Source organism: Amycolatopsis sp. NPDC051373 (genome assembly GCF_040689465.1).
Lineage (GTDB): Bacteria > Actinomycetota > Actinomycetes > Mycobacteriales > Pseudonocardiaceae > Amycolatopsis.
In genome coordinates this window covers 1-25504 of the sequence record NZ_JBFBAE010000001.1, presented here as the reverse complement: position 1 = coordinate 25504, position 25504 = coordinate 1, and the positions used below count along the sequence as shown (strand labels likewise).

At 69.2% G+C, this 25504-nt stretch carries 25 protein-coding genes, 2 tRNA genes and 2 pseudogenes; 13 read left to right on the top strand and 16 right to left on the bottom strand.

Going from position 1 to position 25504, the window contains the following annotated elements:
• Entirely contained in the window at positions 1 to 2880 is a 2880-nt protein-coding gene (locus tag AB0383_RS00145) for an AAA family ATPase (RefSeq protein ID WP_366184125.1), read from the bottom strand.
• A 446-nt stretch (positions 2881 to 3326) separates the two neighbouring features.
• Between AB0383_RS00145 and AB0383_RS00140 the strand changes: the two genes are divergently transcribed.
• A complete protein-coding gene (locus AB0383_RS00140) occupies positions 3327 to 4430 on the top strand; it encodes a S1 family peptidase (RefSeq protein WP_366184123.1) in 1104 nt (367 codons plus the stop codon).
• A gap of 95 nt (positions 4431 to 4525) precedes the next feature.
• Here the strand turns inward: AB0383_RS00140 and AB0383_RS00135 are convergent, their stop codons facing one another.
• Positions 4526 to 4930 (bottom strand): SsgA family sporulation/cell division regulator, encoded by a 405-nt coding sequence (locus AB0383_RS00135; protein ID WP_366184121.1) that lies wholly within the window; start codon positions 4928 to 4930, stop codon positions 4526 to 4528.
• Between the two features lie 273 nt (positions 4931 to 5203).
• Positions 5204 to 5674 (bottom strand): Lrp/AsnC family transcriptional regulator, encoded by a 471-nt coding sequence (locus AB0383_RS00130; RefSeq protein WP_220245668.1) that lies wholly within the window; start codon positions 5672 to 5674, stop codon positions 5204 to 5206.
• Positions 5675 to 5928: 254 nt separating this feature from the next.
• Here AB0383_RS00130 and AB0383_RS00125 point away from each other — a divergent pair, with 254 nt between their 5' ends.
• Positions 5929 to 6888, top strand: coding sequence for a beta-ketoacyl-ACP synthase III (locus tag AB0383_RS00125; RefSeq protein WP_366184118.1), 960 nt, complete (start codon positions 5929 to 5931; stop codon positions 6886 to 6888).
• A 12-nt stretch (positions 6889 to 6900) separates the two neighbouring features.
• Here the strand turns inward: AB0383_RS00125 and AB0383_RS00120 are convergent, their stop codons facing one another.
• Positions 6901 to 8379, bottom strand: coding sequence for an adenylate/guanylate cyclase domain-containing protein (locus AB0383_RS00120; RefSeq protein ID WP_364173569.1), 1479 nt, complete (start codon positions 8377 to 8379; stop codon positions 6901 to 6903).
• Between the two features lie 88 nt (positions 8380 to 8467).
• On the opposite strand from AB0383_RS00120, the gene AB0383_RS00115 reads away from it, so the two are divergent.
• Complete coding sequence (locus tag AB0383_RS00115) at positions 8468 to 8956, top strand: FBP domain-containing protein (protein WP_366184116.1); 489 nt, start codon at positions 8468 to 8470, stop codon at positions 8954 to 8956.
• Positions 8957 to 8961: 5 nt separating this feature from the next.
• The gene (locus AB0383_RS00110; RefSeq protein WP_366184114.1) at positions 8962 to 9402 is read left to right on the top strand and encodes an AAA family ATPase; all 441 of its coding nucleotides are present in this window, start codon (positions 8962 to 8964) and stop codon (positions 9400 to 9402) included.
• Positions 9403 to 9631: 229 nt separating this feature from the next.
• Here AB0383_RS00110 and AB0383_RS00105 read toward each other — a convergent pair whose 3' ends face one another.
• Positions 9632 to 10330 (bottom strand): FCD domain-containing protein, encoded by a 699-nt coding sequence (locus AB0383_RS00105; RefSeq protein WP_366184112.1) that lies wholly within the window; start codon positions 10328 to 10330, stop codon positions 9632 to 9634.
• An 86-nt stretch (positions 10331 to 10416) separates the two neighbouring features.
• On the opposite strand from AB0383_RS00105, the gene AB0383_RS00100 reads away from it, so the two are divergent.
• Positions 10417 to 10683 carry a VOC family protein gene (locus AB0383_RS00100; RefSeq protein WP_366184110.1) on the top strand — a complete coding sequence of 89 codons (267 nt, stop codon included), beginning with the start codon at positions 10417 to 10419 and terminating at the stop codon, positions 10681 to 10683.
• Positions 10684 to 10824: 141 nt separating this feature from the next.
• A complete protein-coding gene (locus tag AB0383_RS00095) occupies positions 10825 to 11052 on the top strand; it encodes a hypothetical protein (protein ID WP_366184108.1) in 228 nt (75 codons plus the stop codon).
• 17 nt (positions 11053 to 11069) lie between these two features.
• On the opposite strand, the gene AB0383_RS00090 is transcribed toward AB0383_RS00095, so the two are convergent.
• Together AB0383_RS00090 and AB0383_RS00085 are read right to left on the bottom strand one after the other, a co-directional pair.
• Positions 11070 to 11327 carry a hypothetical protein gene (locus AB0383_RS00090; RefSeq protein WP_366184106.1) on the bottom strand — a complete coding sequence of 86 codons (258 nt, stop codon included), beginning with the start codon at positions 11325 to 11327 and terminating at the stop codon, positions 11070 to 11072.
• A 30-nt stretch (positions 11328 to 11357) separates the two neighbouring features.
• Positions 11358 to 11852: pseudogene (locus AB0383_RS00085) on the bottom strand (SDR family NAD(P)-dependent oxidoreductase); the annotation flags it as partial.
• Between the two features lie 96 nt (positions 11853 to 11948).
• Here AB0383_RS00085 and AB0383_RS00080 point away from each other — a divergent pair.
• Positions 11949 to 12593, top strand: coding sequence for a TetR family transcriptional regulator (locus AB0383_RS00080; RefSeq protein ID WP_366184104.1), 645 nt, complete (start codon positions 11949 to 11951; stop codon positions 12591 to 12593).
• On the opposite strand, the gene AB0383_RS00075 is transcribed toward AB0383_RS00080, so the two are convergent.
• The 5 genes from AB0383_RS00075 to AB0383_RS00055 all read right to left on the bottom strand — a co-directional run bounded on the left by AB0383_RS00075 (position 12590) and on the right by AB0383_RS00055 (position 16592).
• Positions 12590 to 13354: an ESX secretion-associated protein EspG gene (locus AB0383_RS00075; protein WP_366184102.1), complete on the bottom strand. Its 765-nt coding sequence runs from the start codon at positions 13352 to 13354 to the stop codon at positions 12590 to 12592. The genes AB0383_RS00080 and AB0383_RS00075 overlap by 4 nt on opposite strands.
• A gap of 8 nt (positions 13355 to 13362) precedes the next feature.
• Positions 13363 to 14742, bottom strand: a complete 1380-nt coding sequence (locus tag AB0383_RS00070; protein ID WP_366184100.1) for a hypothetical protein — start codon at positions 14740 to 14742, stop codon at positions 13363 to 13365.
• A complete protein-coding gene (locus tag AB0383_RS00065; protein WP_364173545.1) occupies positions 14742 to 15362 on the bottom strand; it encodes a DUF3558 domain-containing protein in 621 nt (206 codons plus the stop codon). The genes AB0383_RS00070 and AB0383_RS00065 overlap by 1 nt, the downstream gene beginning before the upstream one ends.
• Positions 15359 to 15784: a hypothetical protein gene (locus tag AB0383_RS00060; RefSeq protein WP_366184097.1), complete on the bottom strand. Its 426-nt coding sequence runs from the start codon at positions 15782 to 15784 to the stop codon at positions 15359 to 15361. The genes AB0383_RS00065 and AB0383_RS00060 overlap by 4 nt, the downstream gene beginning before the upstream one ends.
• A 184-nt stretch (positions 15785 to 15968) precedes the next feature.
• Entirely contained in the window at positions 15969 to 16592 is a 624-nt protein-coding gene (locus tag AB0383_RS00055) for a DUF3558 domain-containing protein (RefSeq protein WP_364173540.1), read from the bottom strand.
• Between the two features lie 159 nt (positions 16593 to 16751).
• Here AB0383_RS00055 and AB0383_RS00050 point away from each other — a divergent pair, with 159 nt between their 5' ends.
• On the top strand, positions 16752 to 17513 hold the full coding sequence (locus AB0383_RS00050; protein ID WP_366184095.1) for a sulfite exporter TauE/SafE family protein: 762 nt from the start codon (positions 16752 to 16754) through the stop codon (positions 17511 to 17513).
• Between the two features lie 172 nt (positions 17514 to 17685).
• Here AB0383_RS00050 and hisC read toward each other — a convergent pair whose 3' ends face one another.
• Positions 17686 to 18741 (bottom strand): histidinol-phosphate transaminase, encoded by a 1056-nt coding sequence (gene hisC, locus AB0383_RS00045; RefSeq protein ID WP_366184856.1) that lies wholly within the window; start codon positions 18739 to 18741, stop codon positions 17686 to 17688.
• Between the two features lie 103 nt (positions 18742 to 18844).
• On the opposite strand from hisC, the gene AB0383_RS00040 reads away from it, so the two are divergent.
• The 5 genes from AB0383_RS00040 to AB0383_RS00020 all read left to right on the top strand — a co-directional run bounded on the left by AB0383_RS00040 (position 18845) and on the right by AB0383_RS00020 (position 23576).
• The gene (locus tag AB0383_RS00040; protein WP_366184093.1) at positions 18845 to 19477 is read left to right on the top strand and encodes a dienelactone hydrolase family protein; all 633 of its coding nucleotides are present in this window, start codon (positions 18845 to 18847) and stop codon (positions 19475 to 19477) included.
• A gap of 73 nt (positions 19478 to 19550) precedes the next feature.
• The gene (locus AB0383_RS00035; RefSeq protein WP_366184091.1) at positions 19551 to 21542 is read left to right on the top strand and encodes an acetoacetate--CoA ligase; all 1992 of its coding nucleotides are present in this window, start codon (positions 19551 to 19553) and stop codon (positions 21540 to 21542) included.
• A gap of 42 nt (positions 21543 to 21584) precedes the next feature.
• Positions 21585 to 23294 (top strand): phosphatidylglycerol lysyltransferase domain-containing protein, encoded by a 1710-nt coding sequence (locus tag AB0383_RS00030; RefSeq protein ID WP_366184089.1) that lies wholly within the window; start codon positions 21585 to 21587, stop codon positions 23292 to 23294.
• Between the two features lie 76 nt (positions 23295 to 23370).
• Positions 23371 to 23460, top strand: a tRNA-Ser gene (locus AB0383_RS00025).
• 42 nt (positions 23461 to 23502) lie between these two features.
• Positions 23503 to 23576: transfer RNA gene (locus AB0383_RS00020), tRNA-Arg, on the top strand.
• A gap of 208 nt (positions 23577 to 23784) precedes the next feature.
• On the opposite strand, the gene AB0383_RS00015 is transcribed toward AB0383_RS00020, so the two are convergent.
• From AB0383_RS00015 to AB0383_RS00005, 3 genes and pseudogenes are all read right to left on the bottom strand, one after another.
• Positions 23785 to 24405 (bottom strand): GPR1/FUN34/YaaH family transporter, encoded by a 621-nt coding sequence (locus AB0383_RS00015; RefSeq protein ID WP_366184087.1) that lies wholly within the window; start codon positions 24403 to 24405, stop codon positions 23785 to 23787.
• Between the two features lie 528 nt (positions 24406 to 24933).
• On the bottom strand, positions 24934 to 25227 hold the full coding sequence (locus AB0383_RS00010; RefSeq protein ID WP_364173523.1) for a hypothetical protein: 294 nt from the start codon (positions 25225 to 25227) through the stop codon (positions 24934 to 24936).
• Between the two features lie 40 nt (positions 25228 to 25267).
• A pseudogene (locus tag AB0383_RS00005) lies at positions 25268 to 25504 on the bottom strand (3-hexulose-6-phosphate synthase); the annotation flags it as partial.

Genomic DNA, 25504 nt, shown 5'->3' with positions numbered 1-25504 from the left:
TCACGAAACCGCCGCGTCTCCCGACGGGAGGTGGCGGCCGACGTCCGCCCGTCCCCGTGCCCCCAGCTTGCGCAGCACCTTCGCCACGTGTTGTTCCACCGTGCGCGGCGACAAGAACAGCCCGTCGGCGATCTCGCGGTTCGTGCGGCCCTCGGCGAGCATGCGGGCGACCTCGCGTTCGCGCGGGGACAGCTCGCGGCCGTAGCCGCGGCGGCCGCGTTGCGAAGGGGCCCACGCGCCGTGCTCGCGGAGCAGGTGGTGGCAGCGGCCGGCGTCGCGCGTGGCGCCGAGGCGTTCGTAGGCGCGAGCCGCGGCGGACAGCGCGTCGACGGCCGGGCGTTGGCCCGCCAGCAGGCGCAGGCAGGCGGCGCGCTCGACCATCGACGTTGCCAGGTACGGCATCGGCAGGCGTGCGTACGCGGCGGCCGCCGCGTCGAAGCCCGCGGCCGCGGCCAGGTGTTTGCCGCGGGCGCCCGTCAACACCGCGCGGCCCGCGGACAACGCGGCCACGGCCAGGGGCGCGTCGCGGCCGGTGATGCCGCGCGCGAACTCCTCGACGAACGCGTCGGCGTCCGACCAGCGGCCCGCACGCGCGAACGCCTCGGCCGCCGCCGGCACCAGCGACGCCGCCCACACCCAGACGCCCTTGCGTCGCGCCGCGTCCACGGCGACGTCGGCGACGGCGCAAGCACCCGTCACATCGTCACCCGCCAGCAGGATCCCGATCCGTACCGACGTGGCCGAAAGCGCCACGGGGATCGGGCCGTCAGCGGGGACCGAAGCACGTGCCAAATGTTCAGCAGCCGCGGCGAATTCGCCCCGAACCGCCGCCAAACCGCCGAGCACCAGCGAAGTCTCCATCACGATCGGCCCCAGCTCCGGGTACCGCGAGCGCACGTCCTCCGCCGTCTCCGCGAGCCCGTCCCACTCGCCGCGGAACCACGCCAGCCGCGCGTGTGTGCCCTGGATCAGGCCGATCGCGTACAACGCCCCCGCGTCTGAAGCGCGCCGCGCGCCCTCCTCGACGAGCTGCGTGGCCCGGTCGAGGTGTCCGGCCCACGACTGCGCGTCGGCCAGGTTGCACCACAGCCGCGCGAGCTGCACGCGCTCGGCCACGCTGTCGCCGACGTCCGGCAGCGCCTCGAACTCCGTCCACGCCGAGCCGTCGCCGATGTGCGAAGCGTTGATGATCCGGTCGACGGTCAGCGCCAGCCGCAATTCCGGGTCCGTCAGTCCGGAATGGACTTCCCGCGCCCGTCGCATCCAGCCTTCGTGCCACGAAAGGGGAGTGAGCCCGTCGATGGGTTGCGCCAGCAGGTTGATGCCGCGCGCGGCCAGCTCCGGCCGGTCCACGAGCTCGGCGACGGCACGCTCCACCTCCTCGCGCCCGCGTTCCAGTCGTCCGATCGTGCGCACCAGCAGCATGCCGAGCGACAGCCGGATCGTCCCCCGCACGGTCGGCGGCAGCGGCCGGTCCTCCAGCACGCGTTCCAGCGTCTCGATCACGTCCGGGCGAAAACCGCGTAGCGCCACCTGACTCAGCTTCGTGGCGAGCCGTCCGACATCGTCCGAAGCCGGCAGCACGGCCTGGAGCAGGTCGATCGCGCGCGAGGTCTCGCCGTGGACGATGGCCTCGTCGGCCGCCGCCTCCGCGTAACGGAGCCATTTCTCCGTGCGCCCCGCCGCATACGCGTGCTGCGCCAGCAACAACGAAGGCGGCGAAGGCAACGCGCCCAGCGCCCGCATCGATTCCGTGTGCAGCAACGTCCGCTCCGGGCCGCTCACGGTGTCGTAGACGGCCTTGCGCGCCAGTGGATGCCGGAAGCCGTACCGGTTTTCACCCAGCTCAGCCACCAAACCCCCGGCCAACGCGGCCAGCAGCGCCGAGCGCAGCGACTCCTCACCGAGCCCCGCCACCTCGGCCAGCGTCGCCGGCTCCGCGGGCACCGCCAGCACCGCCGCGGCCCGCGTGAGCTGCGCCGCCTCCGCGGGCAACACGGCCAGCCGCTCCGTCACGGACTCCCGCAACGGCGCCGGCACCTCCAGGTTCTCCAGCAGTCGATCCGACAGTCCCTCACCCGCCGGCAACGGCACGTTCCGCACGGCCCGCAACGTTTCCTCGACCACGAACGGGATCCCACCCGTGCACTCGTGCAGCTTCGTCGCGAACTCGTCACTCACGCGCGGCACCTCGAGCACGTGCACGGCCATCGCCCGCACCGCCGCGACGTCGAGCGGCCCGAGCGTGACGCGTGCGGTGTGGACACTCGGCGCCGCCCGCACCGGCGCACCCAACGGCCCCGGCCACGGCTGGGCGCCCGTGCGGTAAGCGGCCACCACGGCCAGCTCGGGCGGCAGGTCGGCGGCGAGGAACCGCATCAGGTCACACGTGCCCTCGTCGGCCCACTGCAGGTCGTCGACCAGCAGGATCGTCGGTCCACAAGCGACGAACAGCTCCCGCACGGCGCGGAACACGCGGTGCCGCTGCGCGCCCGGGTCGTCCAGTGGCTCGGTTGTCGGCGGCAGCCGGTCGGCCAGCTCCGGCAGCAGCGGCCGCAACACGCCGGCCACGGGGCTCAACGGTCCCAGCGGACGCTCGCCCGCCGCGTGCAACGCCTCCAGCACCGGCCCGTACGGGAACGGCTCGCGCAACGGCTGGCAAATCCCACGCAGCACGCGGCCATCGGCGAACTCGGGCCGTCGGGCCAGCTCGGCCAGCAGGCGCGAGCGGCCCATCCCCGGTTCACCCTCCACGAGCACGGCGGCCGGTCGGTGGGTGAGTACCTCGGCCATCGCGGCGAGCTCCTCGTCCCGGCCCGCGAAAGCCGTCGGCCCGGTGCGCACGGTGACCGACGTCGGACGGGAGACGGCCTGCCACATGTCGACCTCCCTGCACGCTTGTCCGTTTCGTCGGGAGCCTAAGCAGCGTTCGGCCACTCGTAAACCAGCTGACGACCTGCGTCTCGGCACCCGGCTCACACGTCTGCGTACACAGCGTCACCGGTTGGCAGACGGATCTTCGGCCCAGGATCACCATGTGTACGAAACTTCGGGCATCTCCTCGCTCCAGAGGCGCATACCACGTTCCGGCCGTTGAAAGAGCTACGCAAAGTAGTTGCCGGAATCCCTACTTATGGACGGTGCCGCGAGAGAAAATGGTGCCGATACGGCGCTTGGAGCAGGGCGTTCGGCCAAGGGGATTGCGTATACCTATCCGCGCCGAGCCCTTATTGCAGTGGACTGGACCACGCTGCACGCTCTCATCCCGGGGGAAGGGATGCGCCGCGTGGCCGGACCGGTGCCGCGCGTAATCACGAGGGAGAAGCATGAAGATCATCAGATTCCTCGGTATCGCCGCCGTCGCCGCCGCGACGGCGGGCACGATGGCCGCGGTCACGAGCCCGGTCGCGGGTGCCACCTTGTTGAACCCCGACATGGTGCCGGCGATGCAGCGCGACCTCGGTCTCACCCACGACCAGGCCATCGCGCGGCTCGCCGCCGAGGACTCCGCCACGAAGGTGGGCCAGGCGCTGGAAACCGCGCTCGGCGACAGCTTCGGCGGTGCGAGCTACGACGCGGCCACGGGCAAGGCGCGCGTCGGCGTGACCGACGCTTCACTCGTGGAGAAGGTGCGCGCGGCGGGCGCGGAGGCGCAGGTCGTGCGCTTCAGCGAGCGTCAGCTCGACTCCAGCGTGGCCAAGCTCAACGCGGGTGAGAAGACGGCGCCGCAGTCGGTCACGGCGTGGGGCGTGGACGCGGCGTCGAACCGCGTGACGATCACCGTCCTCAAGGGACAGCGGGCGGCGGCGGAGAAGTTCGCCCGCCAGTCCGGTGTGGACACTTCCTCGCTGGAGGTCACGGAGACCACCGCCAAGCCGCAGCTGCACTACAACGTGCTCGGGGGTGACGCGTACTACATCGGCGGTTCGTCGCGCTGCTCCGTCGGCTTCTCCGTGAACGGTGGGTTCCTCACGGCCGGCCACTGCGCCGCGCTCACCGGTGCGGGCCCGCTGACCGGCTACAACCGCGTGTCCATGGGTTCGTTTTCCAGCTACCGCTTCCCTGGCAGCGACTACGCGTACGCACGGGTGAACAGCAACTGGACCCCGGTCGGCCAGATCAACAACGGCACCCGCGTGGCCGGCTCGACGGCCGCGGCTGTGGGCGCGTCCGTCTGCAAGTCGGGCTCCACCACGGGCTGGACCTGCGGCACGATCCGCGCCAAGAACCAGACCGTGCGCTACCCCGAAGGCACCGTCAGCGGCATGGTGCTCACCAACGCCCGCTCCGACCACGGCGACTCGGGCGGCTCGTTCATCTCGGGCAACCAGGCGCAGGGCCTGCTTTCCGGCGGTGACACCGTGAACACCTACTTCTACCCGATCGCCAACGCCCTCTCGGCAACCGGCACGACGCTCGTGCGCGGCTGATTTCCCGCGAACAGAAGAAGGGCGGATCGAGTGCCTCCAGAGCACTCGAGCCGCCCTTCTCCCTTATGCCGCCGCGGGATCGGCAGTCTGGGGGGTCAGACGTTGCTGATCTCCTCGATCAACCCGTCGATGTCGAAGCTCTCGCTCTCGGTGCCGAGCGGAACCAGTTCGTAGGAGGACTCCAGGAACGTCTCGACGTCCTCGCGCTCCAGCTCGAACGACGCGTACCCGTCGGGTGACTCGATTTCCAGCGTGAGCATCGCCGGGTCCTCGGACAGGTCGGGGCGGATGCGCACGTCGCCCAGCCCGGACGGCTCCTCGAGCCCGGTCACGAGCAGGTCACGTGCGAACGTCCACTCGATCCACCGGCCGCGCTCGGTCCGGAACGCCACGGTGACCGCGAACGGCTCCGCGCAGTGGTAGGACAGGCGGGACAGCACCGGCGTGGTGCTCTCGTTCAGCAACACGAACTGGGTCTGGTGTACGGCGTCGGTGTGCACGGCTGCTCCTGGGGTTTCCTCCGGTGGTTCGCGCCCTGCGAACTGGTCGGCAAGGAGATGATCAGCTTCGGCTCTCGTGACGCCGTTTTCCCGCCATTCACGCGATCGGCTGCATCCGTCCTCTGTGGCGTAACACGGACCACATACCCCTTGCGTTCGACCGTTGACCATCCGTCACCCGGGAGGGCAGGGGGTGGGGGACTTTCGTGCACCGTCACGGATGTGTCACGGTCCGAAGTAGACCGTGGCTTTTCCGGGGCTTTCCGTGGGGGTTCAGTCCAGTGGAAGCGTGAGCCCCACCTTCACCCGGTCCATGGCCACGCTCGTGGTGAAGTGCCGGACGTTGGGGTTGTCGAAGAACATCCGCCGCGTGAACGCCTCGAACCCCGCCATGTCGGGACAGGTCACGATCAACACGAAATCCGCCGTGCCCGTGACGTAGTAACACTGCTGCACGCAGTCGTCGCCCAGCACCTGCCGGCGGAACGCGTCCAGCACGGCCAGATTCTCCCGCTCCATCTCCACCATGACGACGAACGTCATCGACAGCCCGAGGGCGCCGGGGGACAGCACGGCGACCTCCTTCTCGATCACGCCCGTCTCGCGCAGGCGCTTGATGCGGCGCTGCACGGCGGCGGCCGAGAGACCCACCTTCGCGCCGATGACCTCTGCGATCGTGCGCGAGTCGGCCTGCAGGCAGGCGAGGATGGCGAGGTCCAGCCGGTCGAGGTCGGGAGTGAGCACGCTTCAGGCTAACCGGGTGCACCGACTCGACGCCTCGTCTTTACCGAGGCTCACCCACTGATCAAGACCGGGTTCGCCCAATACCTCCTATCGAGCGAACGTGAAAGAGGAGGATTAGTGACGTGCACCACAACTGACCGGTCTACCCAGGGGTAGCCCATAGAAGTGGAGCGAGCCGGTGGAACCGCCGTCCACCGGCCGGGGAGGTAATAGCTGTGAGTCCTGTCGGGTTCCCACCTGGTCGTACCGCTGTCGTGACCGCGCTCGGCCGCGCGCTGCCCGAACGGGTTGTGACCAACGAGGAGATCGCGCAGACACTCGACACCTCCGACGAGTGGATCCGCACTCGCACCGGCATCCGTGAGCGCCGCATGGCCGCGCCCGGTGAGTCCACAGTGGATCTCGCCGTCGCCGCCGGCCGCGAAGCGCTCGGCGACAGCTCTGTCGACGCAGTGGTGCTCGCCACCTCCACCGCCGACCAGCTCTGCCCCGCCAGCGCGCCCCAGGTGGCCGCGCGGCTCGGGCTCGGCACGGTCGCCGCGTTCGACGTGAACGCCGTGTGCAGCGGCTTCGTCTACGCCCTGGCCACCGCGCAGGGCTTCATCGCCGGCGGCATCGCCAAGCGCGTGCTGGTGATCGGCGCCGACGTCTTCACCTCACTGGTGGACCCGACGGACCGCACCACCGTGCCCATCTTCGGCGACGGCGCGGGCGCGGTCGTCCTGCGCGCCGGCGACTCGAACGAGCCGGGCGCGATCGGCCCGTTCGACCTCCACAGCGAGGGCGAGCTGGCCGACCTGCTGTGGGTCGAGGCGGGCGGCTCGAAGCACCGGTTCTCCGAGGACCCGCGTGACCACCACCTCGTCATGCAGGGCACGGCGGTGTTCCGCCACGCGTGCGCGCGCATGGCGGAATCGTCGCGGGCCGTGCTGGAGCAGGCCGGCTGGATGGTCGGCGACGTCGACCGGTTCGTGGGCCACCAGGCGAACATCCGCATCCTCCAGGCGACGGCGAAACACCTCGGGCTGCCCGCGGACGCCGTGGTGGCGAACATCGACCGCGTCGGCAACACCAGCGCCGCCTCGATCCCGCTCGCTTTGGCGGACGCCGTGGACGACGGGACCTTGGTGCCGGGTCACCGGGTGCTGCTGACCGCGTTCGGGGCGGGGCTGACCTGGGGTTCGACGTTGCTGACCTGGCCTGAGCTGGGCTAGTTCGTCCAGGCCCTAGTTCGTCCAAGCCTCAGTCGCTTGCTGGCGGCCGCGCAGCAGGAGTGAGCCGTGCGGCTGCCACAACTCGCGCTCGCCGCCGAGCGCGGCCTTCACGGCGCCCTCGCTGGCCAGGATGCGTGACGGCACGGACTTCGCGTGCTCCGTCAGCCGCGCGGCTTCGTTCACGGCGTCGCCGATCACGGTGTACTCCAGCCGGCTCGACGTGCCCAGCTGGCCCGCGAACACCTGCCCGCACGCGACGCCGATGCCCAGGTCGAGCTCGCCGTCGGCCACCACGGCGTCGCGGATCGCGCGGGCGGCGGCCAGCGCCATGGTCGGGGCGTCGGACAGGCGCGTGGGCGCGCCGAAGATGCACAGGGCCGCGTCGCCCTGGAACTTGTTGACCAGGCCGCCGCGCGCGTCGACGGCCGAGACCACGCTGGCGAAGAAGCGGTTCAGCTTGGCCACGAGCTCCTCCGGCGGCGTGCGCGACGCGAGCGCCGTGGAGTCGACGACGTCCACGAACAGCGCCGTCACCTCGCGCACGTCGCCGGACAGCGAGGCGCCGTATTCGAGGGCGTGCCGCGCGACGTCCGTGCCGACGTGCCGGCCGAACAGGTCCCGCATCCGCTCCTGCTCGCGCAGACCGGCGGCGAGCTCGTTCACGGAGGTCTGGAGCATGCCGATCTCGCTGGAGTCGTCGACGTCCACGGACACGTCGGTGGTCCCGCGCGCGATCCGGTCCAGAGCCACGCGCAGGCGGTGCAGCGGCGCGGCGACGGCGCGGGCCAGCAGCGCGGTGCCGATGGCGCCCGTGGTGAGGCCGATCACGGACAGCGTGATCAGGCTCGCCGTCGGGTTGGCCCGGCTGACGTCGGGCGGCGTCGCGACCAGCAGCACGCCGACGAGCGGCACGCCGCTGGCCAGCGCCCACGTGACGATCAGCCTGGTCAGCACGGTCACCGGGAGCGAGCCGTGGGGCGGCGTCACGTCGAGGGCGATCGTCATCACCGGCCGCGCCACCCACTCCGCGGCGAGGTACATCAGGCCGACGGTGGTCAGCCCGCCGAGGCCGATCGTCAGCGCCATGCCGGACGCGTCCTCGAACGAGCCGAGCGCGCCGGCCAGCGTGCCGAGCGCGATGGTGCCGATGAGCCACAGCGTGCCGCTGACCACGGCCATGTCCACGGGCAGCCGCAGCGCGCGCTTGGCCTCGTCCTCGGTCGGCGGGCGGCCGATCGTGAACCACACCACGGTGCGTCGCTGCAGGTAGGCGGTCCAGAGCGTGCCCACGAGCAGGCTCACCGCCACGATCCCGCCCGCCGTCAGGCCGAGGATCCACCCGCGGTCGCCGACGTCGCCGGGCAGCCCCTGCAGGAACAACAGCAACGCGACGACGGCCGACCCGGCGACACTCGACCCGATGCCGAGCGCGGCGAAGCCCAGACTCGTGCGCAGAACCAGCCGGAACCGCCCCGCCGTTCGCTTGCGCACGCCGCCGATCGTACGGGCTGGCGCTCGCGTCCGGCTCGGCGAGAAAAGGCGTGGCAGCGCTCGCGGCCGCGTCGCTACCGTGCTGCCCATGCAACCCCTCGACGCCGACGCGATCCGCGCCTCCTTCGTGAACTGCTCCCGCGGCGAGGCCAAGTCCGTCACCCTCCCCGCCGACGTCGCCTGGGCCACGCGCGACTTCCTCGGCTGGCGCGACCCGAAGGCCCCCGGCCGTGCGTACCTCGTGGTGCCCCACGACGGCGGCGTCGTGGGGCTGTCCCTGCGCGCCGCGCCCCCCGCTACGTCGCGCTTGCGCAGCAACATGTGCGCCTTCTGCTCCACCACCCACGCCACGTCCGACATCACCCTCTTCACCGGTCGCCGCGCCGGCAAGTCCGGCCGCGAGGGCAACACCCTGGGCACGTACGTCTGCGCCAACCTGTTTTGCAGCGCGTACGTCCGCGGGGAGCTCAAGCCGGCCGTCCCGCAGCCCGTGGAGACTCTGACCCTGGACGAACGCGTGGCGCGCATGGAGGACAAGGTGCGGCGGTTCGTGGACCGGATCCTGGAACCGCACTAGTGCGGGTGCTCGTCACGGGCATGTCGGGGGTGGGCAAGAGCGCCCTGTTGGCCGAGCTGGGTGCCCGCGGGTTCCCGACCGTTGACACCGACTACGGCTCGTATACCGAGGTGGTTGACGGGGAACGGTTGTGGCGTGAGGACGTCATGGCGGAGTTGCTGGCTTCGTCTGTGACGCTGTTCGTTTCGGGAACGGTGCGGAACCAGGTGCGGTTCCGTCGGTTCTTCTCTCATGTGGTGCTGTTGAGCGCCGCTGGGGATGTGCTCGCGGCGCGGCTGGCTACGCGCACGTCGAACTCATACGGGAAGGACCCGGCAGAACTCGCGGAGACGTTGGGGTATCTGGAAACTGTGGAACCTCTGCTACGCGCGTCGGCGACCCTTGAGGTCGTGACGACGGTTCCGGTCGCGGAGGTCGCGGACCTCGTTCTGGCGCATGTGTTGTGAGGTCTTGGTTTTAGGGATGCTTCCACCGAATCTCGACGGCGTTGTGGGAACTTGAGGTTCTGACCCCCTCCACGAGCGGTTGACACCGGGCGCCGCCCGTGCAGATCCGAGGCAGCGGCGAAGGAATGCCAACGCACAGGATCCCGGCGATGCGCGCAGAAGCTCAAACAACAGCCCAAGCCCAGCGTGCTCGGAGTTCCCCGATGTACTTCAGCCGGCCCCGAATCGGCTACATCGCAGAGTCGTTGCCCGCCGCGTAATTGTGAGCATAAGACTTCGCATCCAACAAATGCTTCAGCGTGATCTCCCGTGCGGCAGGTCCGTCGGAGGCCTTCAAAGCCGACAGGATCGCCCGGTGCTCGTCCACCGCCTTGCGGATCTGGCCCGGCAGCCGCAGCGCTGCCCGGCGCTCCTCGCCCACCAGGGCCAGGACGGAACGCAGGAGGTCGGCGACGTCGTCGTTGCCGGCGTTGCCCGCCATGACGCGGTGGAACTCGGCGTCCGTCGCGATGACGCGCAGCATGTCGCCCTCGGCGGCCGCGGCTTCCATCTCGGCGACGTTGTCCTCGAGCTTCTGGATCGTCCGCGGCGAGTGGTTGCCGGCGAGCCGCTCGGCGAGGGTGGGCTCGACCGTCGCGCGCAGGTCGAACAGCTTCTCCACCAGCTGTTCGTGCTCGGAGAACCAGCTGCTCAGCGGCGCTTCGGTCTGCTCGCGGACGTAGGTGCCGGAGCCCGCGCGGATCTGGACGTAGCCGATCGAGTCCAGCACCCGTAGCGCCTGCCGCAGCGACCCGCGGCTGATGCCCAGCTGCTCGCACAGGGCGCGTTCCGCGGGCAGCCTCGAGCCCGGCGGGAGCTCGCCACTGTCGATCATCGCGCGCAGGCGGTCGACGGTGGCGCTCCAGACCTGTTCGGATTCGTGGGCCACCCGCCCATCCTGGCAGGTCGTGGCGGGCGGCGGAAAATGTCGGTGGTGCGTGCCACTCTGAGAGCGTGACTGCGAAGTTCAAGGACTTGGCCCTCGACGCCCAGGACCACCAGAAGCTGGCCGACTGGTGGTGCGTCGCGCTGGGCTACGTTTGGCGCGGCGAGGCCCGCTCAGCCGACGATCCGGTGCCGATCGTCGACGCCGCCGGGGTGGGGCCGTTGATCTGGGTGAATCCGGTGTCTGAGGCGAAGACGGTGAAGAACCGGATGCACCTCGACGTGTTCGGTGACGTGGGGGAGCTGGTTTCGTTGGGGGCGGTGCTGGTGAGGAACAAGGGCGTAGATATCGATTGATGGGTGATGGCGGATCCGGAGGGGAATGAGTTTTGTGTGTTCGAACCACGGGATTGAGGCAGCTGGTTGATGTTTCGGCCAGGCGGGTAGTTCTTCAGGAGCAGGAGGTTTCACGCCGCTGGTTTTGATCATGGAGTGTCCATGAAGCCGATGAAAGGTTGGTTCGGCCAGGGGAGGATGCCGCCAAAGGTCGCGCTTTCTTTCGCGATCCTTTACACGCTGATGAGTTTCGCCTGGCTGGTGCTGGCTCTTTTCGGCGGTCTCGCCGGCTGGAGGGTGTGGGGCATGGTGAGTGTTGCTGTGCTCAACGTGCCGCTCACGGCCTACTGGTGGATGGGGTTCGCGCACTCCCTCAACCGGTCGGGTTGATGCGGCGTCCGGCCGTGTCAGCTCTTGACCTCGGGCAGGCTGTTTCCCAGTTGCTGTTGCCAATTCGCACCGGCGTCCGGGTGATCCGTCGAACGGCTCAGTTCCGCCCATTTCTCGTCCACAGCCAAGCGGTTGCGCCAGACTTCGCGGCCGTATTCGTACGCGTCGCTGCCGGCCAGCAACCGCAGTGGTGGGTCCGGAAGCTCCGCGACGCGAAGCACCAGGTCGGCGACGAGCGCCGGGTCGCTGTTCGCGGTCTTCTCGAACCCAGCCATGGCGCGGGCGGAAGCGCCGACCGTCGGCTCCTAGGGCGCGCTGATCGGCGGCGTCGCCATCGACGAGCCGGCCCAGTCGGTGCGCACGCCACCCGGCTCGAGCACGGTGACCTTGATGCCAAGCGGCGCGACCTCCGCAGCAAGCGCCTCGCTGAACCCGCCGACAGCCCACTTCGCCGACTGGTACGCCGTCATCCCCGGGCTCCCGATCCGGCCGCCCACCGAGGAAATCTGGATGATCCGTCCGCCGCCCTGCCGGCGAAGCACCGGAACCGCGGCCTTCGTGACATAGACCGTGCCCAGGAAATTGGTCTCGACCTGGCGCCGGAAGGCCTCCAGCGACGTGTCCTCAAGGGCGGCTCGATCCCCCTGGCCGGCGTTGTTCACGACGACGTCGAGGCGCCCGAAAGCCCGAACGCCACCCGCGACAGCGGCCTCCGCAGCGGCAGGATCGGTCACGTCCAACGCCTCGACGTGCACCTGCGACCCGAAGCGTTCCCGCAGGTCATCGAGCGAACGCGGGTCACGGGCGGTCGTCCGATATAACGCAAGTTGATTGCGTTACTTCGACGGTAGCACTCCGAGGCGGGGTAACGCAGCCGGCTTGCGTTAAAGTGTGGTGTGCATCGCCGGGCGCGTTCCGAGGAAGCCAAGCTGCAGCGCGCCGAGGACCTCCTCGCCGCGGCCCGCCGGCTGGCCGTCGAGCTGGGCGGGGTGCGGCACGTGACGCTCGCGGCCGTCACCGAGGCGGCGGGGCTGCACGCGTCGGCCGTGCGGCGGTACTTCGCCAGCCGCGAGGAGCTGTTCCTCGAGCTCGCCGAACGCGGCTGGGAGGAATGGCGCGACGTCCTCACCGCCCGCCTCGCCGGCGCCCGCGGCCTGCCGCCGGGCGAGCTCGCCGAGGCGCTGAGCACGACGATCGTCACGCTCCCGCTCTTCTGCGACCTACTCACGCACGTGTCGCTAAGCCTCGAAGGCGACGTCTCCGTCGAGCGGGCGCGCCAATACAAGACGAGGTCCTTCAGGGCCTACGACGTGATCGTCGAGACCCTCGTCAACGCGGGAACCCTTACGGCACACCAGGTCCACGACGTCATCGCCACGCTGCTCGGCACCACGTCGTACTTCTGGCAGCTCTCCCACCCGACGGCCACCCTCGCCGAGCTCTACCGCCAGGAACCCCGCTGGTCCCACACAGCGCTCGACTTCGAGCCCCGTCTCACGCGGCTGCTGACAGCCACCGCGGAAGGCCTGGCCAAGCGTTAAACGAGCGCGTTCGACGCCAGGTGCAGCGCTTCGATCAGGTGCGCACGGTGTCCGGGGTGGACGTTGATGCGGGCCTCGCCGTGGGTGTTGCCGATGAACGTCAGCACGCGGCCGCGGTCGGTGAGGTCGAGGACGGACATCGGGGTGCTGCGCGTCCGCCGGCCCGCGTCGTCGCGCGTCGCGACATACAGCTGGTGCGCGGCATCGCGACCGGCGCGCATGAGGCGGCGGAGCTCGTCGGCTTCGTGGGACATCTCGGTCAGTGGATTGTCGGACTCGTAATCGCGCCCCGCGTCCTCGAAATGGGCCTTCGGCACGCTCATCGGCGCCAGCCGCGCCGGCGGGCGCGTGGGCAGCGCGTCCACCAGGTGCTCCGCGGCCTCGCGCGCCGGGATCGGGTCGAGCTGCACCACGCGGTGGTCGGTGATCAGGCGCACCGCGTCACGGCCCGACTCGGCCACGAGGATCGCGCCGTCGTCCGCGCCGTCGCGGAAGTTGCTCCACGAGTACATCTCGCGCGCAGGGTTGGCGAGCACGTCCAGCGTCGCGCGCCACGGCCGGGCGAGCTCACCGGCCGACGTGGCCAGCCCCAGGTCGTACAACGCGTCCAGCGCACGTCGGCGCAGCGTCGCCTCGGCTTCGTCGGTGCGGTACGTCTGGTCGGGCCCCACGACAATCGGCGGCTCACCGAGCTCGGCGACGGTCCAGGCAACCAGGAACACCGGCCGGGGCAACCGCACCGGCCTGTCGATGATCGTCATCGGTCTGCTCAGGCTCCGATGGTCGGGGGCGTCGGCGGAAGGCCGGTGTGGGGATCGAGGAGCCTGCCGTCTTCGTCGTCGAGGAGCGAGAAGGCGGAGTCGTCGTCGATGCCGTACTTGCGCTGGTGCTCGGCGTCTTCCTCGCCCTTGCCCTTGTTGCCGGCCGCGCCCATGCCGCCCATTCCGGGCGTGCCCTTGGCGCCGGCCGCACCGGCTGCCGCGCCTCGGCCGGCCAGCGCACCACCACGGCCGCCTTCTTCGCCGAACGCCCCTGTGCCGGCGCCACCACCGAGCCGCGACCCGGTTCCGGTCCCTGCCCCGCCGCGTCCGCCGAACGCCCCCGACCCACCTGCACCGGCGCCTACGCCTACGCCGAAGCCGCCAGGCCCGAAGCCGTCCCCTCCACCCGTCGCCGACCACGACGGATTCCCACTGCCGATGGGGAACCTCTGCCCTGGCGGCGTGACCCGCGGATCGTCGAGATCACTGGACGTGTGCGTGTCGTCATCGTCACCGGGCCGCCTACCCGGCCGATCCTCGTCCCGCGGCGGCCTCTGCTCCGGCGGCACCACGGGCCGTCCGGTCGGCGGCGGCAACACCGTCGGCGGCGGAATGTTGGGCGGCGGCGTGGTCGGCGGAGGTGTCGTCGGCGGAGGCGTCGTGATGTGCCGGGTGTCGACCTCGGACTGCGAGGTGGACGTCTTGTCGTCACCGGTCGTGTTCTTGGTCGTGCGGGTCAGCTTCTCGCGCTTGACCTTGCCGGGCTGGGTGATCGTGACGGTGCCGTCGAACTCGTTCAGCTTGCCGTAGTCGGTCTTGAGGCTCTGACCGCTGTTCTGCGCCTGCTGGGCGTAGCCGTTGTACCGGTCGAGGTTCTGCTGGGCGAGCTGGTTGTACTGGTTGATCTTGTCTTCGGTATCCGTGTCCCACGGCGTCGCCACATCGATGAAGTCCTTGTGCGGCGGGGTTCCCGGCATCGGCTGCAGGGCGGCTTTCATCTCGTCGAACCCGTGCGCGAGACCGGTGAGGTTCTGCCCGTTGGTCGTATACGTCTGGGACGCCGCGGCCGTCGTGTCTGAGAAGACCTTGATTCGCTGCTGCGCGGCCTCGGCCCCGCCGCCGGTCCAGACGGACTCGAGGCCGGTGCTGAGGTTCTGGATGTCGGCACTGATGGTGTGGTGATCCGCCGCGAGTTGCGTGGCTTGCCCAGCCCCCTCGTGCCAACCGCCGGCGCCCTTGCTGTTGAGCACCTTCTGCACCAACTCGGGTGCCGGCACGGCCTGCTGGCCGACGTTCCCGTGCCCGACGTCGTCGACCCACTGCTCGGCGTCGTTGATGCGGTCGCCCGCCCACTTCGCGGCGTCACCGATCTTGCTGAAGAAGCTCATCAGCCACCAGCTTTCTGGCGCAGGTTGGTGACGACCATGTCGGCCACCCTCGCGGCGAGCTCGCAGGGGTCGGCGACTCCGATCTTGGCTTGACTCAGGTAGAGCGAGGCGTCGAAGGAAAGGTCATCTCGGATACCGACACTCACCTGGCAAAACTCCTGCGGAGCGCCTTGCTTTTCCGAAGAATGCGCGGCTGCGGGGAAGCCTTGGATGGGCTTGAGTTCGTGCCATACGCTGGCCTGCGGTTTCGTGTTCGCGTACACGCCGCTGAGACCTTCATGCGTCTGCGTGTCGTAGCCGACTCCGACGCCGGCATCGGCGTCCCAGTTGCACGCCTGTCCGAGAGCGGCGTTGTCGTCGCGCTTTCCCTGCGGCGCTGAGCCCAGGATTTGCTTGAGCTGGTCCGAGGTCAACGCATCCTGGCACGGGTCACCCGAGAGCACCGAAGTGGGCAACGGGTGCTCCACCTTCGGAGCGCCGTCGTGCGGCAAACTGGCCGCAGATGGTGCCGAGGCCGGGATGCTTGCCGGGGCGGCGGCGTTCCCACTCGAGCATCCTGCGACGGCAGCAACGGTGGCTGCTGTGCCGGATAGAAGCAGTAGCAGTCGCTTGGTTGTCACGCGAACCCCTTATCCTGGTCGCCGGCCGCGGCCTTCACGTCGGCGCCAGCATTCTCGTCAGCCGCGACGGTGATACCCAGTGCCAGTTCGAGCTTGCTTACCAACTGCCCGGCGTACTTGAGCTCGCGACCGACCTGATCGGCGCCTTCACCGAACGCGCCCCCGCCGCGGCCATCGCCGACGAGGAGTGTGTTGTAGCTGGTGCTACCCGGATCGTCCGTCGGAGGCCGGATCTTTCGCAGTGCCTCGGCTTGGGTGTTCATGTGCCGGAGGTTGTCGCGGACGCGTTTGGCCACCGTCAGCATGCTCTGCGCCTCGTCACGACTCAGGCTGAAGCCGCCGCCACCACCGGGGCTGGGCACGGCCGCTCCGCCGGACGCACCACCGCCGGCCGGTTGGTCGCCGGTGATGGTGAAGTTCATGCCAGTGAGCCAGTTCGACTCCGGCGCAGGTAGAGCCACTGCGTTCCCCCTCATGACGCTTCAGTCCCGTGGCGGACCGTCCCCTGCGGCAACGGTAATGGACTGATCACCCTCGGGTGGGCATTTTGCCGAAGTCGGGCGAAAGGCGCTAGAGAGCTGTCGCCGATCGGGTGGAGGTTATTCATCACACGCCGGCCTTGTGGCGGAGGTTGGTGACGACCATGTCGGCCACCCGGGCCGCCAGGTCGCAGGGGTCGGCTCTGCCGACTCTGGACGAGCTCAGCACCAGCGAGGCGTCGAACTCCAGCTCGTCGCTGATGCCGACGCTCACCTGGCAGAAGTCGTTCGGAGTGTCGAGGCTGTACGTGGAGTGGGCTACCGCTGGGAGGCCTTGGATGGGTAAGAGTTCTCGCCACACTTTGGCCTGGGGCTTTGTTCCTGCGTAGACGGCGCTGAGTCCATGCTGTTGTTTGGTTGCATAGCTCACCGATGCCAGGGCGTTGGCGCTCCAATTACACGCTGGGCCCAGAGCCGAGTCGTCGCGTTTGCCGATGGGCGTGGTGCCCAGGATCAATTCCAGCTGGTCCGAGGTCAGCCCCTCCTGGCAAGGGTCGCCGGACAGAACCGATGCCGGCAGAGGGTGTTCCACCTTCGGAGCGCCGCTGTGGGGCAGAGGCCTGGTAGTGAGCGACGGAGGCGGGGTCGTCGGTGCGCCGGCCCGTGCATGCCCAGAGCAGCCGGAGGTCGTGGCGACAACCACCACAACCCCACACAAAGCGACAAGCCGCCAAAAGATACGCACTGCCATCCCCCTCGGATGAGCCGGCCGGAGGCGGCCGGTTACTCCAGGTTACCGAGACAAAGGGGACAGAGCGTCACCTACTAGGGGCCAACCGGCACTGTTCCTCCTGACACATCGCGTCGCGGGGGTGGGCGAGGGTGCTTAGGGTGCCGGGGTGGGTGCGTTATGACGTGGTGGCATGCGGTGATCATCTTCGTCGCCGGGGTTTGGGCGGGGACGATCAACGCGGTGGTCGGGTCGGGGACGTTGGTGACGTTTCCGGTGCTCGTGGCGTTGGGATACCCGCCGATCACCGCGACGACGTCCAACGCCGTGGGGCTCGCGCCCGGCACGATCAGTGGGGCGTACGGCTACCGCGCCGAGCTGGAGGGGTACTGGCCGCAGGTGCTGAGGTTCTCGGTGGCGTCGTTCTTCGGCGCGATCGGGGGGACGATTCTGCTGCTGACGTTGCCCAAGGACGCCTTCGAGACGATCGTGCCGGTGCTCGTGGGGCTGGCGGTGGTGCTGGTGATCGTGCAACCGAGGGTGTCGAAGTGGGTGCAGAAGCGCCGTGACGCCAACGGGACCGAGCACAAACCCGGGCCGCTGCTTCTCGGGTTGCTGTTCCTCATCGGCATTTACGGCGGCTATTTCACCGCCGCGCAGGGCGTGATGATGATGGCCGTGATGGGGATGCTGCTGTCGGAGCCACTGCAACGGCTCAACGGAGTCAAGAACGTCCTCGCGGCCGTCGTCAATGTCATCGCCGGCCTCATCTACGCCGTCGTCGCCCCGGTGAGCTGGCCGGTGATCGGGCTGCTGGCCGTCGGGTCGACGATCGGGGGGCAGATCGGGGCGAAGGTCGGTCGCAAGTTGTCGCCGACGGTGTTGAGGGCCGTGATCGTGGTGATCGGTGTTGCGGCTGTGGTGGAACTGGTCCTGAAGTGAGTGCTGCCAACGTTGTGCGGGCCCGATGGCTGCGGTGAAACGCTGACTCACCCGCGACCCGTTGGTGCCGAGGGCCACCGCACGGTCTGCAGAAGGCCTGGAATGACCTGTCCCAATGCGACGCGGCAGGATCAGCGGAACGGAGGCCGTCCCGCCGACCCATGCCGCCCTGTCACGCCAGGAACTCCTGGGCGGCCGCCAGGAACAGGTCGTTCTCCTCTGGCGTCCCGATGGTCACGCGCGCGCCGTCGCCCGGGAAGGGGCGCACGATCAGCTTGCGGTCCAGCATGTGTTCAGAGAATTCGACCGTGCGCTCGCCCAGTGGGAACCACACGAAATTGGCCTGGGTAACCGGAATCTCGTAGCCCATGGAAACCAGCGCCGTACGCACGCGGTCGCGTTCGGAGATGATTTCGGCGCAGCGTTCCATCAGCTCGTCGGCGGCATCCAGCGAAGCCATGGCGGCGACCTGGGCGATGGTGTTCACCGAGAAGGCCACGTACACCTGCCGAAGCGCCTCCGCGATTGAAGCGCAAGCCACGGCGTAACCCACCCGCAGGCCGGCCAGCCCGTAAGCCTTGGAGAAAGTCCGCAGCACCGCAACGTTGTCCCGAGTACGCGCGAATTCCACGCCGTCGGGGACGTCCGCATCGGTGACGAATTCTGTGTACGCCTCATCCAGCACCACGAGCACGTGGGACGGGACGGCGTCGAGGAACCGCGCGATTTCGTCATGCGTCAGCACGGTGCCGGTGGGGTTGTTGGGGTTGCAGACGAAGATGAGCTTCGTGCGGTCGGTGATGGCCGCGAGCATGGCGTCGAGGTCCAACCCGTGCTCGGGCGTCAAGGCGACCTTCACCGAAGTCGCGTGCGCGACCTGCGTGACGATCGGGTACGCCTCGAACGAGCGCCAAGCGAACATCACCTCGTCGCCGGGACCGCAGACGGCCTGGATGAGCTGCTGGCACAGGGAAACCGAGCCGCAGCCGACGGCGAGGTGGTCGAGGGGAACGTTCAACTCACGAGCGAGGCGTTCGCGCAGGGCGTGGGAACCGCTGTCGGGGTAGCGGTTGACGTCGGCCATCGCGTCGGTGATGGCGGCGCGCACGCTGGGCAGCGGGCCGCCTGGCACCTCGTTGCTCGCGAGCTTGATCGCGCCTTGGATCGTCCGGCCGGGGACGTACTTCGGCAACGAATCGAGGTCGGGGCGCGGTGCGAGGGACGGCATCGTCGGTACTCCTCGGGTCAAACGGGACGGCCTGGCCACCGTATCTCGCGACGTCGGATCCACAAAGTTCCCAATGTTCACCTGGAGGTGATTGCATGAGGTGATGACGTCGACGAGCACCGTGGATTACCAGCGTACCGACGGTCGCGCCCTGCGCCTCACCTTCGCGGAGCCCGACGGTGCCATCCGCGGCGGCCTCGTTGTCCTGCATGAAGGTGACGGGGTCACCGACGGTGTGGTGCTGCTCGTCGCGAGCCTGGCGAACGAAGGCTGGCTCACCGTCACGCCCCACATCGCCGGCGGCGAGAAGCTCACGCAGCAGGACCTGCTCGACGCGACGGACATCACACTCGAATGGCTGGTCGAGCACGGTGTGGAGGCCGATCTGCGCGGCGTCGTCGGGTTCGACCTGGGTGGCACGGCGGCGCTCGTGGTCGCGTCGCACCGCCGGCTCGGCGCGGCGGTAAGCGTGGGCGGCCAGCGCGTGACGGAGCTGCCGCGGCTGCTCGACATCGCGGGCCACGTGACCAGCCCGTGGCTCGGCATGTACGGCGACGCCGGTGACGAAGCCGGCGGCGCCGAGGTGGAGCAGCTGCGCGAAGCGGCGGCGTCGGCGAAGGTGGCCACGAACGTCGTGCGCTACGCGGGCGCCAACCACCGCTTCGACGCCGACCCCAGCGCGGCCGAGGAAGCCTGGCAGCGCACGTTGGACTGGTTCGACGCGCACCTGCGGTAAGCCGGAGACAAGCCAGAGACAAGCCGGAGACAAGACGGTGGCCGGGGTGGTTAGCCGCAGTTAACATCGGCGGGTGACCCAGACTGCCGATGTTCCCGAAGTGCTCTGGCGACCCGACCCGAGCCGCGTGTCCGACACTCGCATCGAAGCGTTCCGCAGGTGGCTGCGGGAAGAACGCGGCGTGGAGGTCGACGACTACGACTCGCTCTGGCGCTACTCCGTGGAGCACGTGCCCGAATTCTGGGCGGCCGTCGCCGAGTTCTCTGGTGTGCGCTGGCACGAGAAGCCGCGAGAGGTCCTCTCGGGCGCGATGCCGAACGCGAAGTGGTTCGACGGCGGCACGCTGAACTACGCGGAACACGCGCTCAGCCCGGGCGTCGCGGGCGCGGCGAAGGGCGACGACGAGCTCGCCGTGATCTTCCATCGCGAAGACGGTTTCGCCGAGCAGCTCACGTACGGCGACCTTCGCGCGCAGGTCGCCGCGGCACGCGGAGCGCTGAAGGCGTTGGGCGTCGCGAAGGGCGACCGGGTGGTGGCGCTGGCGCCGAACTGCCCGCAGACGCTCGTCGCGTTCCTGGCGGCGGCGTCGCTGGGGGCGATCTGGTCGTCGTGCTCACCGGACTTCGGTGTGCGCGCGATTTCCGACCGTTTCACGCAGATCGAGCCGAAGGTGCTCATCGCGGTGAACGGCTACGCCTACAACGGCCGCCAGTTCGACGTCACTCCCACGGTCGAGCGGTTGCGCGCGGAGATCCCGTCGCTGAGCGCGACCGTGTTGGTGAAGTACGTGGGCGAGGGGACCGTTGACGGCACTTGCGACTGGAACGCGATGCTCGCCGAACACGCCGGCACACAGCTGGCGTACGAGCCGGTGGAGTTCGGGCACCCGCTGTGGGTGCTGTACTCGTCCGGCACGACGGGCCTGCCGAAGGGGATCGTGCAGGGGCACGGCGGGATTGTCGTCGAGCACCTCAAAGCCCTTTCCCTGCAAGCGGATCTCGGGCCGGGCGAGCGGTTCTTCTGGTTCACCACCACCGGCTGGATGATGTGGAACTTCCTCATCTCGGGCCTGCTGGTCGGTTCGACGATCGTCCTTTACGACGGCAGCCCCGGCCATCCGGACCTCAACGTGCTGTGGCACCTGGCCGAGCAGCACCGCATCACGTACTTCGGCACGTCGGCGCCGTTCATCCAGAGCTGCCTCAAGGCGGGGCTGGAACCGTCGGCGCGTTACGACCTGAGTGCGTTGCGCGCCTTGGGTTCCACGGGTGCGCCGCTGTCGGTCGAGGGCTTCCGGTGGATCGCCGACAAGATCGGGAAGTCGGTGCAGATCTGCTCGGTCTCCGGCGGCACGGACCTGTGCGCGGCGTTCGTGGCGGCGTCGCCGGACGTACCGGTGTGGCTGGGCGAGCTGTCGTGCCGGGCGCTGGGCGCGGCTGTCGCGTCGTACGACGAGGCCGGCAACCCGCTGGTCGACCAGGTCGGCGAGCTGGTGATCACGGAGCCCATGCCGTCGATGCCGGTGTTCTTCTGGAACGACCCCGACGGCACGCGGCTGCACGAGGCGTACTTCGACATGTACCCCGGCGTCTGGCGCCACGGCGACTGGATCCGTGTGACCCGGCGCGGCTCCGCGGTGATCTACGGCCGCAGCGACTCCACGCTCAACCGCGGCGGCGTGCGCATGGGCACGGCCGAGTTCTACCGCGTGGTGGAGGGCTTCGAAGAGGTCGCCGACTCCCTCGTCGTGGACACCTCCGCGGCCGGAAACGACGACGGGCAGCTGCTGTGTTTCCTCGTGCTGGCGCCGGGTACGCGGCTGGAGGAGCTCGAGCCGAAGCTGCGGAAGGAGCTTCGTAGCGCTCTGTCACCACGACATGTTCCCGACCGGTTCGTGGTGGTCGGTGAAATCCCCCGTACCTTGAACGGTAAGAAGTGTGAGGTACCGGTGAAGAAGATACTCTCCGGAGTCGCGCCGGAGAGGGCTGTGAGCAGGGACGCGCTGGCCAACCCGGCCGCGTTGGCCCCGTTCACGGAGCTCGCGGGGGAGCTCGCCGGGCGGTGACGAAGCAGGGGGAAGCATGGCTGGGCCGTACGTGTTGCACGCGTGGTGACTGGCACACGCGCGCAGCACAGCTGGCAGGTGGCGGGCGTGACGACCGTCAAGGCGATCACCTGGGTGACCAGGCTCGCCGGCCTGCTGACGCTACTTTCCGTGGTGGTTCCCTCCGGCCGTAACCTGCGTGGCCACCTGGCCGAGTGGCTGGAGTTGCCACAGGGGGCGACCGTCGCGGCGGCGACCGTGGCCGTGGTCACGGGCGTGCTGCTGATCATGCTCGCGGCCGGGCTGCGGCGGCGGAAGCGCCGGGCGTGGCAGCTCGCGGTCGGCTTCGCGGTGTTGTTGACCTTGTCACACCTGGGGCTGCGACACGTGTTCGGCGCGGGCGTGGTGTCGGTGGTGCTGCTGATCGGGCTGATCGTGAACCGCCGCTACTTCGTCGCGGAGCCGGACCCGACGACGGGCCGTTGGCGCGCGGTGCGGGTGTTCCTGCAGCTGGTGCTGGCGGGGTTCGTGATCAACGTGGTGCTGCTTTCGGTGGCGTCCGGGCGGATGCTCGAGCCGTTGAGCTTCCCCGGCCGGCTTTCACAGTCCGGGCTGGCGCTGGTGGGCGTGAGCGGTCCCGCCGTGTTCCGCGGTCTGTGGCTGGGGGACCTGTCGGCGGCGATCGGGCTGCTGTTCAGCATCGCGGCGGTGCTCGTGTCCGCGTACTTCCTGCTGCGCTCGGCGGAGCCCGCGCCGCGGCTGTCGGACGACGAGCTGGCGCGCCTGCAGGCCCTGCTGGCCGAGCACGGCGACCGCGACTCGCTGGGCTACTTCGCGCTGCGGCGCGACAAGTTCGCGGTGTTCTCGAAAACGGGCAAGGCAGCCGTGACGTACCGCGTGATCGCCGGCGTCGCGCTGACCTCGGCCGACCCGCTGGGCGACCACGAGGCCTGGCCGGGCGCGATCGAGGAGTACCTGGAGATCTGCAAGCGCAACGCGTGGGTGCCGGCGGCGATGGGCGCGTCGGAGCTCGGGGCGACGGTGTGGGCGCGCTTCGGGCTGGAGGTGCTGGAGATCGGCGACGAGGCCATCGTCGACACGGCCGGCTTCACGCTGGAGGGCCGCATCATGCGTGGCGTCCGCCAGGCGGCTTCGCGGACTCGCCGGGCGGGGTACAAGGTGCTGGTGCGGCGGGCGGAGGATCTGCGGCCGGGCGAGCTGGACGAGCTGGTGCTGTTGGCCGCTGCGTGGCGGGGCACCGAGACGGAACGCGGCTTCTCGATGGCGCTGGGCCGCATGGGCGACCCCGGCGCGGTGATCGTGACGGCCGAACAGGGCGGACGCGTACGCGGCGTCCTGCAGTTCGTGCCCTGGGGCGCGCGGGGCCTGTCGCTCGACGTGATGCGGCGGGACCGTTCGGCCGACAACGGCGTGAACGAGCTGATGATCTCGGAGCTGCTGGTTTATTCGCACGAGCACGACATCGACCACGTCTCGCTGAACTTCGCCGCGTTCCGCTCCTTGATGGAACAGGGACAACGCATCGGAGCGGGTCCTGTGGCACGTATCTCGGCGAAAGTCCTGCACTTCTTCTCGCGCTGGATCCAGATCGAGAGCCTGTACCGCTTCAACGCCAAGTTCCAGCCACGGTGGGTCCCGCGGTACCTCGTGTACCCCGGCGTGCGCGAACTCCCGCGCGTCGGCGTGGCCACCTTCGAAGCCGAGGGCCTCGGCGGCCGTTCCCCCTGGTTACGGCGCCTGCTGCAACGCTGATCTTCACTTTCGGGGGGTGCCTTCGCGGGGTAATGGGGGGTGTGTAAGCTATCTGGGCAGTGGTCGACAAGGCCCAGGAGGCTTCGCCTAGTCTGGTCTATGGCGCCGCACTGCTAATGCGGTTGGGGGTAACCCCCCCTCCCGGGTTCAAATCCCGGAGCCTCCGCTGGTGCCTGTTTCGGCAGGTGCTAGGTTAACAACTGAACAAGCGCCCGTAGCTCAGCTGGATAGAGCATCTGACTACGGATCAGAAGGTCAGGGGTTCGAATCCCTTCGGGCGCACGTCTGGTTGAGACAGCAGTACCAAGAAGCCCGCCGGAGACGGCGGGCTTCTTGCTATCCGGGCTTTGTTCGGCAGCCACAGCAGGGACGCGGGGACCCCGCGCACGGAGCAGACCCCGCCCGGGGCCGTGTCCAGGCGGGGTCTGCTCGGGGTGGTCCGCAGACCACCGCGGGTGGGCGGCGAAGAGTCACGCCCGCCCGGGGTCACTCAGGTCAGCACCGGGCGGCCCAGCGGCAGTCCCTTGCCGCCCGTCGCGGCGGACATCGCGCCGAGGTACAGGTAGACGCCGACCGCGGCGAAGACGAAGCAGACGTAACCGCCGGCGGTGGAGGCGCCCGGGGCGTCGCCCACCGTGCCGTAGAGCACGAGGGCCACGGCGAGGTCGATCAGCACGAACAGCACGGTGAACATGGCAGGCAGTCGCAGCGTGCCGAGGGTCAGCAGGACGATCGTGATCAGCCAGGCGATCAGGAAGATGCCCTGCGTGGCGATGGCCGCGTCCGAGGTGATGCCGAACCAGTTGTGGGTCAGGCCGAGCACCAGCGCCGAGTAGCTCCACCAGAACCCGGCGAAGATGCCGAACACCGAGGCGACGGCGTTCTGGCCCAGCGACAGCGCCCACACCGCGGCGACGAACTGGCCAAGGCCCGTCGCGGGCAGGATGATGGCGATCGAGGCGCCGACGGCACTGGCCGGGACGTACCCGGTCAGAACCAGGCCGAGCGCGATCGTGCCGACGATGAAGGTGGGCAGCCCGATCATGCCGGGGTCGCCCACGGGTGCGGTTTGGACAGGGGCTTCGACTTCGGTGGCAACATCAGTGGACATCGTGTACTCCTCGTTGAGCTGCGAATGATCCTCGAGTGCGGTCAGGCTGGGCGGTGGTCCTCGATCGGCTGGAGTGGGAGACGTGGTTGCGCTACCTGCTTTTCGTGCCGAGTTCGGTCACCGGCGCGGGTTGAAGTGGCGGTCCAGCTGGAGTGCGGGACGCGGTGGCGCCACCCGCTTCTCGCGCCGACCTGGGCCGCCGGCTTCGGTTCGAAGCGGCCCGCCAGATGGAGCGGGGCCTGGTTGCGTTACCGGCCTTCTCCGTCGAACCCGGTGGCCGGCAACGGCCTGAAGCGGCAGGCCCGGTGGCGATCGGGTTGATGGGGAGACGTGGTGGCACCACGGCCTTCCCTGCCGAGTTGGATCGCCGGCTTCGGGTCGAAGCGGCGGACCAGCCGGAGCGAGAGACGTGGTTGCACCACCCGCTTTCTCCGCCGAGCCTGATCACCGACGCCAGGGCGAAGCGGCGGACTGGCCGACTCGAACCACGCCGTGGCGAGCGCGCGGGACCGGGCGGGGAGAACCGCTTCACTGGGTTCTGGGCCACATTCCTGACAGCTCAGGGTGGTCGTCGTCGATCAGGCGGTGCGCCAAGGCGATCGCCTCCTTGGGATCGATCTGGTCGAAGTCGGGATGCCCCTTGGCGATTCCCTCGAAGACGGCGGCCAGCTCGGTCGCCGCGGTCGGGGACAGGCCGGTGTCCTGGCTGCACTGCACGTAGCGCAGCCGCAGCACGCCCGCGGCCTGCATCAGCAAGGCACAGTAAGTATTGTGCGCGGCTGGTGCCCGATCGGATCGTGCAGCTGACTCTTTGCCTTTCACGCGGACTCCTTTGTCTCGTCAAGTCTCCCGACGCGGCCGGTCAGGCGGTGGCGCGTTTTTTGAGTTCCTTCGCCGCGGCACCCGGGTCGGCGGCGTTGTAGATCGCGCCCCCCGCCACAGCGACGGTCGCGCCCGCGTCGCGGACCGCGCCGATAGTGTCGATCTTGATCCCGCCCGCGATGGAGAACGGGACACCGGCCAGACGACCGTCTTCCAACAGGGTGTCGATCGTGTAACCAGGCCGGGCCTGCTCATCCAAACCCGCGTGGATCTCCAC